This window comes from Pseudorhodobacter sp., assembly GCF_030452865.1.
Classification (GTDB): domain Bacteria; phylum Pseudomonadota; class Alphaproteobacteria; order Rhodobacterales; family Rhodobacteraceae; genus Pseudorhodobacter.
Genome location: NZ_JAKDLJ010000119.1, coordinates 1 through 8722 on the forward strand (window position 1 = coordinate 1; position 8722 = coordinate 8722).

Sequence of the window (8722 nt, forward strand, 5' to 3'; positions counted from 1 at the left end):
GCTGTGCGCTGGGTCACTTTGGCAGCGTTGATTGCCGAGATTACCAGTGATCCGTCGAGTTTCACCCCATGGCTCCGCATCTATCTGGCAGACCATCGCGCACAGATTTTTGGGGAAGACGCGCCGCTTTAGGTCTGGAACTTCACCCCGCTTCGCGCCACTCTGACGCAAAGGCATGGGGGGAACGAGATGCGCAATTCCGATGAAATATGGCCGCTGGTGGAGGCGCATGAGGGTGAATTCGTCACCCTTGCCAATGCGGTTTTTGACACGCCCGAGGTGGCCTATACCGAAGCGAAATCCTGCGCCGCGCATCTTGCGCAACTGAAAGCCGAAGGCGCGCGGATTTCTGAGAACCTTGCGGGTATCCCCACGGCGATCATGGGCGAATGGGGGCAGGGCGGCCCGGTCGTTGCGATACTTGGCGAATATGATGCGCTGCCCGGGTTGGGGCAGGTTCCCGGCGTCGCAGAGGCGCAGCCATTGGGTTATTTCGGGCATGGCTGCGGTCACAACTTGCTGGGGTCCGCAGCGATGCTGGCGGCTGTTGCTTTGCGCGATTGGCTGGCGCAGTCGGGCAAGCCGGGGCGGGTGCGGTTTTACGGTTGCCCGGCAGAGGAAGGTGGTGCTGCCAAAGCGTTCATGGTGCGGGCCGGGTTGTTTGCAGATATCGATGCGGCGATCACTTGGCATCCCAATGATTTTACCGGCATCATGCCGCCGCGCGCCTTGGCGAATATGCGCATTGATTTCACCTTTCATGGCCGCTCCGCCCATGCGGCGGGCAGTCCGGAACTGGGACGCTCCGGCCTTGATGCGGTGGAATTGATGAATGTCGGTGTGAACTACATGCGTGAAGACATGCCCGATGATGCCCGCGTGCATTACGCCTATCTCGATGCCGGGGGCGAGGCGCCGAATGTCGTGCAGGCGAAAGCGACGGTGCGGCAGTTGATCCGGTCGCCCAGCAACAAGGGGTTGCGCGATCTGGTGGCGCGGGTGCGCAAGATCGGCGAAGGGGCGGCGTTGATGACGGAAACACGGGTGGAGGCGCGCGTGGTTTCTGCCGTGTCCTCGATGCTGTCGAGCCCGGTGTTGGAGCAGGCGATGGAAGCGCAGATACTGGCGATCGGCGCGCCGGAGTTTGATGATGCGGACCGCGCCTTTGCTGCGGATATCCAGCAAACCCTGACGCCAGAGCATATCGCTGACACATTCTGGCGCGCGGGGCGGGAGGTGGAGCCGAAAGTGCTGGCCGATTTTGTGGTCAAACTGGCTGATATGCCGGATGCGGGGGCAGGTTCTACCGATGTGGCAGATGTCAGTTGGGCAGTGCCGACAGTGCAGGCCTATGTCGCGACCTGCGCCATTGGCACGCCGTTCCATTCGTGGCAATTGACTGCGCAAGGCAAATCCACCGCCGCGCACAAGGGCATGGCCCATGCCGCCAAGATCATGGCGGCAACCGGGCGGGATTTGTTCGCGCGCCCTGATCTGCTGGCGGAGGCGAAGGCCGAACATGCGACGAACCTGGCACGGGAGCCTTATGTCTGCCCGCTGGAACCGGAGGTGATGCCGCCGATTCCGGGTCACAAAGCGTAGGGGGGGGCAGATGAAACTCTATCTCGCAAAAAAGACAATTTCGATTGTGGTGGCCATTGCGTTGGAGGAGGCGGGGTTGGCGTATGAGCCGGTCGAGCTCGATTTCACCGGCGGCGCGCAAACGAAGCCCGGGTATCTGGCGATCAACCCGAAAGGGCGGGTGCCTGCATTGGAGGTGCCGGGCGGGGTGTTGACGGAAACGGCGGCAATTCTGGATTATATCGGCGCGTTGGCCCCAAAAGCGGGATTGGTGCCGCAAGACCCGTTGCAAGCGGCCCGGATGCGGGAGGCGATGTGTTATGTCGGCTCCACCATGCATGTGAACCACGCCCATAAGCTGCGCGGTGCGCGCTGGGCGGATCTGGCCGAAAGCCATGCCGATATGCGCGCGAAGGTGCCGCAGACGATGGCGGCGTGTTGCGCCCATGTTGAAGCGGCTGTGCTGCAAGGGTCATATGTGTTGGGTGATGCGTTCAGTCTGGCCGATCCATACCTCTATGTCGTCAGCACTTGGTTGGCGGGTGACGGGGTGGAGATTGGTGATTATCCGAAGCTATCGGCGTTCAATGCCCGCATGGCGGAACGCCCCTCGGTCGCAGCGATGCGCGCGCGCGGGTGGTTGTAACGGCGGTCGGTCTATTCAGCGTCGCAATCTTTGGCCGGCGTTGGGATTCAGGTATTTTTACCAAGATGAAGCCGTAGCCGGGTTATCGGTTCTTGATCCAGTTGCCCAGACGGGTGAGGCGGGAGGGATTCGTGCCTGCGTTCTCTGCCCGGTCGGCGGCATTGAGCAGTAAGTACATGCCACGCAGGGCGAGCCAGCGCAGGGGTTCGGGTTCCCATTTGCGCAGGGGGCGGTTGACCCAAGGCAGGGCGGTCAGCGCAGTTTGCCGGTTGAGCGCAAGATCGGCCAACGTGCGCCCCGCCAGATTGGCGGTGGAGACTCCGACCCCGACATAGCCACCGGCAAAGCCGATGCGGGTATGTGGATCAAATCCGATTGTTGCGCACCAGTCGCGGGGAACGCCCAGCACCCCGCACCACGCATGGTCGATGGTTTGGCCGATGGTCGCGGGGAAATGGCGGTGCAGGATCGCGATCAGGCGACGGATGGTTTTATCATCGGGGCGGCCTTGATCGTCCAGCCGATTGCCGAAACGGTACGGGATGCCGCGCCCACCGACGACGATGCGACCATCGTCGGTGCGTTGGCAGTAGCAATAGGCATTGGCGAAATCTCCCAGGATTTCATAGCCCTGCCAGCCGATTTTATTCCATACCGATTCAGGCAAGGGTGCTGTGACGATCTGGGCGGAGTTCAGCGGCAGCAGGTCGCGCGCATGGTGGGCAAACTGGCTGGTAAAGCCTTCGGTTGCGCGCAGAATGGTGCGGGCAGAGATGATGCCCTGCGTTGTGATGACATGGCCGGGGCGGATCGAGGTGACCCGCGTGTTTTCAACGATACGCACACCTTGGGTTTCGACAAGATGCGCAAGGCCGTGCACCAGTTTTGCCGGTTGGATGCGGGCGACACCGGGGACGACCATCGCACCAAGCGCGCCGGGAATATGGACACGGCGGGCGAGCGCATCCGCATCTATCAGATGCACATGGTCTTCGCCCCAATACCGGCGGTTGGCACATTCGGCGATCAGACGGTTGTGCTGTGCCGCGTTGGTGGCGACCAGCAACTCATCGGTGCGGCGGATATCTGCGTCAATTCCGGCGGCCTCTGCGATGCCGATCACCTCCTCCACCGTACCCGACATCGCGCGCACCATAGCGCGGACGCCGGCTTCGGAGCCGGTGGCAAGGTAGCTCCGGTGGTCCCAGGCAAAGCCTCCCGTCAGCCAGCCGCCGTTACGGCCCGAGGCGCCAAAGCCTGCATGCTCTGCCTCGGCCACGATGATCGTCAGGTTCGGGGCCGCGCGCATGAGATAAAATGCCGCCCACAGCCCGGTAAAGCCTGCACCGATGATGCAGATATCGGCGCTGTGATCGCCGTCAAGCGGCGGACGTTGGCCGGATGGCGACTGGCTGTGCCAGAAGGACGGTCCGCCGAGGGCTTTGGGCCAAGGGATCATCGGGGGAGCATGCGGTGGTCTTGGGCAGGCCGCAAGTGGCTTGTCAATCGTAACGGCAGCAGACTAGACTTGCCGCATTCAGCGCAGGCTTGGCCCAGGCAATCAAAACGACAGCGGGCACTTGCTGGCATATTTTGTACAGGATTTGAAGCATGTGGGATTTCAGTATTACCGAAGCCTTGGGTTTGATGCGGCGGACTGCACCGTTCCTTCTGTTCCGGATCATCGTCTATTTTTCGATCACCGCCGCACTTGTTGTGGTTACCGGAACCGGGGCCGGGATCGGTTGGGGCATCGGCAACTTCGGTGATGAGGAGTTTCGCGCCTCTGCGACCGGCTACGGGGCGCTGGGCGGCTTTGGCCTGACGGCGGGTGTGATCTTTTTCTTTCGCGACTACGTTCTCTATATCGTCAAGGCCGGGCATATCGCCGTGATGGTTGCCTTGATGGAAGGCGGCGAGATTCCTGAGGGTCGCGGGCAGATCGAATTTGCCAAAGGCGTCGTGCAGGCACGCTTTGGCCAAGCCTCGGCGCTGTTCGCGCTGGACCGGGTGATTTTGGGCGTGGTCCGTGCGATCACGGGCGTCGTGCAGGGCTTGCTGTCGATTCTGCCGATACCGGGGCTGTCGCAGATCATGGGCGTGGTGCGGGCCTATCTGCGGGTGTCGGTCGGGTTGCTGGATGAGATCATTCTGGCCTATGCGATCAAGACCAAATCAAAGAACCCTTGGGCGGCTGCGCGTGAGGGCCTGGTGCTTTATGGCCAGAACGCAAAGCCGATGCTGGTCAATGCGGCTTGGCTGACGGCGATTGTTTACGGCTTGTCCTTCGTGGTGTTCCTGCTGATGCTCGCACCCGCCGCGGCCGTGGTCTATCTGATGCCGGGGGCGTGGTCGGCGGGGGGCGTGGTGTTTGCCCTTGTCTTTGCCTGGGCGGTCAAAGCCGCACTGATCGAGCCTTTTGCGATTGCCTGTCTGTTGCAGGTCTATTTCAGGGTGATCGAAGGGCAAGTGCCGAACCCGGAATGGGAGGCCAAACTGGACGGGTTGTCGGATAAATTCCGCGGCATGGCGGCCAAAGCCGGGAGTTGGGTACGCGGCGCTGGTGGCAGCGCGGCGACACCTGACAAGTTGTGAACGAAAAGCGGTCGCGCCGCGCGCTTCGTGTTGCCCATCGCGCGGTTCTGTGGCATCACAAAGGGGATAAATCCTAAACCAATGAGTTCAGAGATGACCGATTTCGCCGCACGTCGCACCATGATGGTCGATACGCAGGTCCGCCCGTCAGATGTGACGAAATTTCCGATCATCGAAGCGATGTTGGCGATCCCGCGTGAAGTCTATGTCGGTGCGGATCAGTTGCAGACCGCTTATCTTGGAGAAAATCTTGAAATCGCGCCGGGGCGCGTGATTCTGGAGCCGCGCAATTTCAGCAAGATGCTTGAAGCTGTGGACGTGCAGCCGGGCGATACCGTGCTCGATCTGGGCTGTGGCTTTGGTTATTCGACGGCGGTGGTCGCGCGTCTGGCCCATGCCGTTGTCGCAGTGGAGACGGATGCGGCGATGGCGAAGGATGCGCAGGCGCGCTTGTCGGCGGAAGGTGTCGACAATGCCGCCGTGACCACTGCTCCCTTGCAGCAAGGGGCGGCGAAACACGGGCCGTTCGATGTGATTTTGATACAGGGGGCGGTGGAGACGGTGCCCGACAGCTTGCTGGACCAGTTGCGGATCGGCGGTCGGATAGCGGCGATCTTCATGGAAGGTCGGCTGGGCGTTGCCCGAATTGGACTGAAAGGTGCGAATGGGGTGAATTGGCGCTATGCGTTCAACGCCTCGGCGCCGGTGCTGCAAGGTTTCCGGAAAGAGGCGGCCTTTACACTTTGACCGGGTAGCCGGGAAAACTGACAACCGGCATTTTTGACACGACGGGATAGCGCAGATGGGAATGATAGCAAGATTGATGCGGGTTGGGCTGGTCGGTGTGGCACTGGCAGCACCGCAGGCGGCATTGGCGGAAAGCCTTGCCGACGCTTTGATTTCAGCCTACCGCGCCTCCAATATTCTGGATCAGAACCGCGCGGTGTTGCGGGCGGCGGATGAAGATGTGGCCCAGGCCGTTGCCAGCCTGCGCCCGGTGCTCAGCTTTCGGGCGAGTGCGGGCTACAGTCACACGCAACTGAACGAGGGGCTGAGCGCGACGGTCAGCCTGCTCGCCGACATTCTCGTATTTGATTTCGGTCGTGGGGCGGCGGCGATTGCCGCGCGCAAGGAAGCGGTTTTGGCGACACGGGATTCCTTGCTCGGGTTTGAGCAGGAGGTGTTGCTGAACGCGGTCGGAGCCTATGTCACCTTGCAGCAACGTCAGGCGGTTGTTGCCTTGCGCCAGTCCAACGTGCGGCTGATCACGCAGGAATTGCGCGCCGCAAAGGATCGGTTCGACGTGGGGGAGATTACCCGGACGGATGTGGCGATTGCCGATGCGCAGCTTGCCGCCTCGCAGGCCGATCTTGCAGCGGCGCAAGGCGACGTGGCGATTGCGATTGAAGGCTACAAGCTGGCCGTCGGCCATTACCCCAAACGGCTGAGCACTTTGCCGAAGATGCCGCATACCGCCAAGTCTCTTGCCGATGCGCAGGCGATCGCGCAACGCACCCACCCGTCAATCCATCAGCTTCAACATCAGGTCGCCGCCGCAGAGGCATCCATTCTGTTGGCAAAGGCCAATATGGGGCCAACATTGACAGCCAATGCCACCGCGACCAACGGTGCCAACAAGGCCGACAGTTTCAGCATGTCGCTGAACCTCAATCAGACGCTGTATAACGGCGGTAACGGGTCTTCGCTTTATCGTCAGTCGCTGGCGCGGCGGGATTCGACGCTGGCGCAGTTGCATCAGACAACGGCGCAGGTGATCCAGGGTGTCGGCATCGCATGGTCGAACATCGAGGTTGCCCGCGCCAATATCGCCGGCAGCGACCGTCAGATCCGCTCTGCCCAGACCGCATATAACGGGGTGAAGGAGGAGGCGAAGCTCGGCTCGCGCACCACGCTTGACGTGCTGAATGCCGAACAGAACCTGCTGAACGCCCGCAACTCGCGCTTGACGGCGCAGGCGGCCTATTACAACGGTATCTATACCTTGCTGGCGCGCATGGGCCTGATGACTGTGGATCATCTGAAACTCGGCATCCCGACCTATGATCCGGAGGCGTATTACAACGCGGTGAAATCGGCACCGGCAACCTCGTCGCAGGGCAAGCGGCTGGACAAGGTTCTGAAGGCAATCGGCCAGATCAAATAGGGGATACGCGGGTTCAAGCCCTTGGCTTCAGGCGGGTTTGTGCCTTGAACTGTTGTCAATTCGGAAACAATCTTTGTCGGATTCGCAAATGATTAACCGGAGCGCGCCCAATTCCTTGTCACGGCATCGGCATGTCGCTAAACTTCCATCACAATGTTTGCACCGCCTGTGCTCAATCCGAATTGCGCATAGGATGGCGGACCGGACAGGGTGAGCGCGAAAGTAAATGCAGTTTTCCGGCCCTGTCGCGGGGCAGGGAAACAAAAACAGGGCAGGGCAAGATGGCAGAACCGATGAGTTCCGGTGAAATTGAGGATGTTCTCTCCTCCATTCGGCGGCTGGTGTCAGAAGATTTCCGCCCGGCCGCAAAGACCGATACTGCGGCACCCTTGCGTCCGAAACCGGATGACAAGCTATTGCTGACCCCCGCCTTTCGCGTCGTCGCAAGGCCGGTGTCTCGTCCGCAGGCGGAAATGACAGATGCCGCCGTGACAGGATCCGCCGCGCCCGAAGACGATATTGTCGCCGTGGCACCGGATACAGAAGATACGCTGGTCCTTGGGGATGGGTTCTCGGATGCAGACGAGGGGACTGACGCCAGTGACTCTGTGGACGGTGCATGGGCCGAGGAGGCTGCTGCGGATGACGCAGAGGGGGATCACGCGGAAGCGGATGATGCGCCTTCCGGTCGCCTTGACCGCGTGGTCTCTGAAATCGGTGCGGCGGTTGCAGACAATGGGGATGATTGGGAATCCGAAACCGGCGATCCGGTAATCGGCGGCGCGTCGTGGCAAGCGTCGGATTGGGTCGAGGAAGCTGAGTTGGTTGATGATCCAGCGGATGACCGGACGCCGGAAGCTGAAACGGCGATAGCAGACGCGGCCGAGGCGGCTGCGGTCGCCGAAATCTTGGGATTTGCGGCGCAAAACGAGGTAAAGACACCGCCAAAGCCCGCGAAAGCCGAGGTGCCTGACGAAGAAGGCGATGCTGAAGGTGGCGAGGGCGGCTATTTCGATGAGGCGGTTTTGCGCGATCTGGTACGCGACCTGATCCGTGAGGAATTGAGCGGCAGTCTGGGCGAACGCATCACCCGCAACGTGCGCAAACTGGTCAGGTCGGAGGTGAACCGGGCGCTGGCGGTGCGGGAAATCGAGTAAGGTCACAGCGCCCCTTCGTGGCGCGCGATCAAGGAAGCGGAATGCGACAAATGCAAAACGCGCCCGGTTGGGGCGCGTTTTTCTTATAACGAAATGTGCGGCGTTCAGGCGGCCTCGGCTTGCTCCTGCGCGTGGCGCCGTTCCGACTCCTCGCGCGACAATGCAACCGAGGTGCGGACGCCTTTCGACACAAATTCCATCAGCCCTTTCACCACCCGCTCATTCGGGTCGATGCCGGCGCAGGACAACACTTCACGCCCATCGCGCGACCGCGCCCAACGGGCGATCTGATCCGGGCCGTTGCCGTATTTCTTGTCATCCGCAATCGCATCATCCAACGCGGCCAGAACCACGGCAGCAAAGAGCTTGCGCGCGCGCTGCCCTTGTTCAAAATTGAAAGCGGTTCCATCCACGAAGTCTAACATTGTTCGTCCTATTCTTGCTCTTGCGTTTTTCGACGTTGCCGCAATATGACGATTTCTACACGATTCGTCAGTCCTCCGAAGGCATGGCTCCCATGTGTGGGGTGCATGGCTCATTCAGAAGCCTACTGTATCTTGTCATCTTGCCGGCGCTAAC

Annotated in this window: 8 protein-coding genes; 6 read left to right on the forward strand and 2 right to left on the reverse strand. The window is 61.1% G+C overall.

The features are described 5' to 3' along the window. Positions 1 to 189 precede the first annotated feature (189 nt). Both L0H65_RS08940 and L0H65_RS08945 read left to right on the forward strand, forming a co-directional pair. Positions 190 to 1602, forward strand: coding sequence for an amidohydrolase (locus L0H65_RS08940; protein WP_301458526.1), 1413 nt, complete (start codon positions 190 to 192; stop codon positions 1600 to 1602). Positions 1603 to 1612: 10 nt separating this feature from the next. Beyond that, positions 1613 to 2227, forward strand: coding sequence for a glutathione S-transferase family protein (locus L0H65_RS08945; protein WP_301458527.1), 615 nt, complete (start codon positions 1613 to 1615; stop codon positions 2225 to 2227). Between the two features lie 82 nt (positions 2228 to 2309). Here the strand turns inward: L0H65_RS08945 and L0H65_RS08950 are convergent, their stop codons facing one another. Further along, entirely contained in the window at positions 2310 to 3686 is a 1377-nt protein-coding gene (locus L0H65_RS08950) for an FAD-binding oxidoreductase (protein WP_301458528.1), read from the reverse strand. 152 nt (positions 3687 to 3838) lie between these two features. Here L0H65_RS08950 and L0H65_RS08955 point away from each other — a divergent pair, with 152 nt between their 5' ends. The 4 genes from L0H65_RS08955 to L0H65_RS08970 all read left to right on the forward strand — a co-directional run bounded on the left by L0H65_RS08955 (position 3839) and on the right by L0H65_RS08970 (position 8143). Beyond that, on the forward strand, positions 3839 to 4822 hold the full coding sequence (locus L0H65_RS08955; RefSeq protein WP_301458529.1) for a hypothetical protein: 984 nt from the start codon (positions 3839 to 3841) through the stop codon (positions 4820 to 4822). Positions 4823 to 4915: 93 nt separating this feature from the next. Then, a complete protein-coding gene (locus tag L0H65_RS08960) occupies positions 4916 to 5569 on the forward strand; it encodes a protein-L-isoaspartate O-methyltransferase (protein ID WP_301458530.1) in 654 nt (217 codons plus the stop codon). A 55-nt stretch (positions 5570 to 5624) separates the two neighbouring features. Next, entirely contained in the window at positions 5625 to 6986 is a 1362-nt protein-coding gene (locus tag L0H65_RS08965) for a TolC family outer membrane protein (protein ID WP_301458531.1), read from the forward strand. 281 nt (positions 6987 to 7267) lie between these two features. Beyond that, positions 7268 to 8143: a hypothetical protein gene (locus L0H65_RS08970; protein WP_301458532.1), complete on the forward strand. Its 876-nt coding sequence runs from the start codon at positions 7268 to 7270 to the stop codon at positions 8141 to 8143. Between the two features lie 104 nt (positions 8144 to 8247). Here the strand turns inward: L0H65_RS08970 and L0H65_RS08975 are convergent, their stop codons facing one another. Further along, positions 8248 to 8568 (reverse strand): DUF6280 family protein, encoded by a 321-nt coding sequence (locus L0H65_RS08975; protein ID WP_301458533.1) that lies wholly within the window; start codon positions 8566 to 8568, stop codon positions 8248 to 8250. Positions 8569 to 8722: the final 154 nt, after the last annotated feature.

Excerpts from the sequence above, each read along its gene's own strand:
- L0H65_RS08965 (WP_301458531.1), top strand. The coding sequence starts at position 5,625 with ATGGGAATGATAGCAAGATTGATGCGGGTTGGGCTGGTCGGTGTGGCA.
- L0H65_RS08945 (WP_301458527.1), top strand. The coding sequence starts at position 1,613 with ATGAAACTCTATCTCGCAAAAAAGACAATTTCGATTGTGGTGGCCATT.
- L0H65_RS08960 (WP_301458530.1), top strand. The coding sequence starts at position 4,916 with ATGACCGATTTCGCCGCACGTCGCACCATGATGGTCGATACGCAGGTC.
- L0H65_RS08950 (WP_301458528.1), bottom strand. The coding sequence starts at position 3,686 with ATGATCCCTTGGCCCAAAGCCCTCGGCGGACCGTCCTTCTGGCACAGC.
- L0H65_RS08940 (WP_301458526.1), top strand. The coding sequence starts at position 190 with ATGCGCAATTCCGATGAAATATGGCCGCTGGTGGAGGCGCATGAGGGT.
- L0H65_RS08970 (WP_301458532.1), top strand. The coding sequence starts at position 7,268 with ATGGCAGAACCGATGAGTTCCGGTGAAATTGAGGATGTTCTCTCCTCC.
- L0H65_RS08975 (WP_301458533.1), bottom strand. The coding sequence starts at position 8,568 with ATGTTAGACTTCGTGGATGGAACCGCTTTCAATTTTGAACAAGGGCAG.
- L0H65_RS08955 (WP_301458529.1), top strand. The coding sequence starts at position 3,839 with ATGTGGGATTTCAGTATTACCGAAGCCTTGGGTTTGATGCGGCGGACT.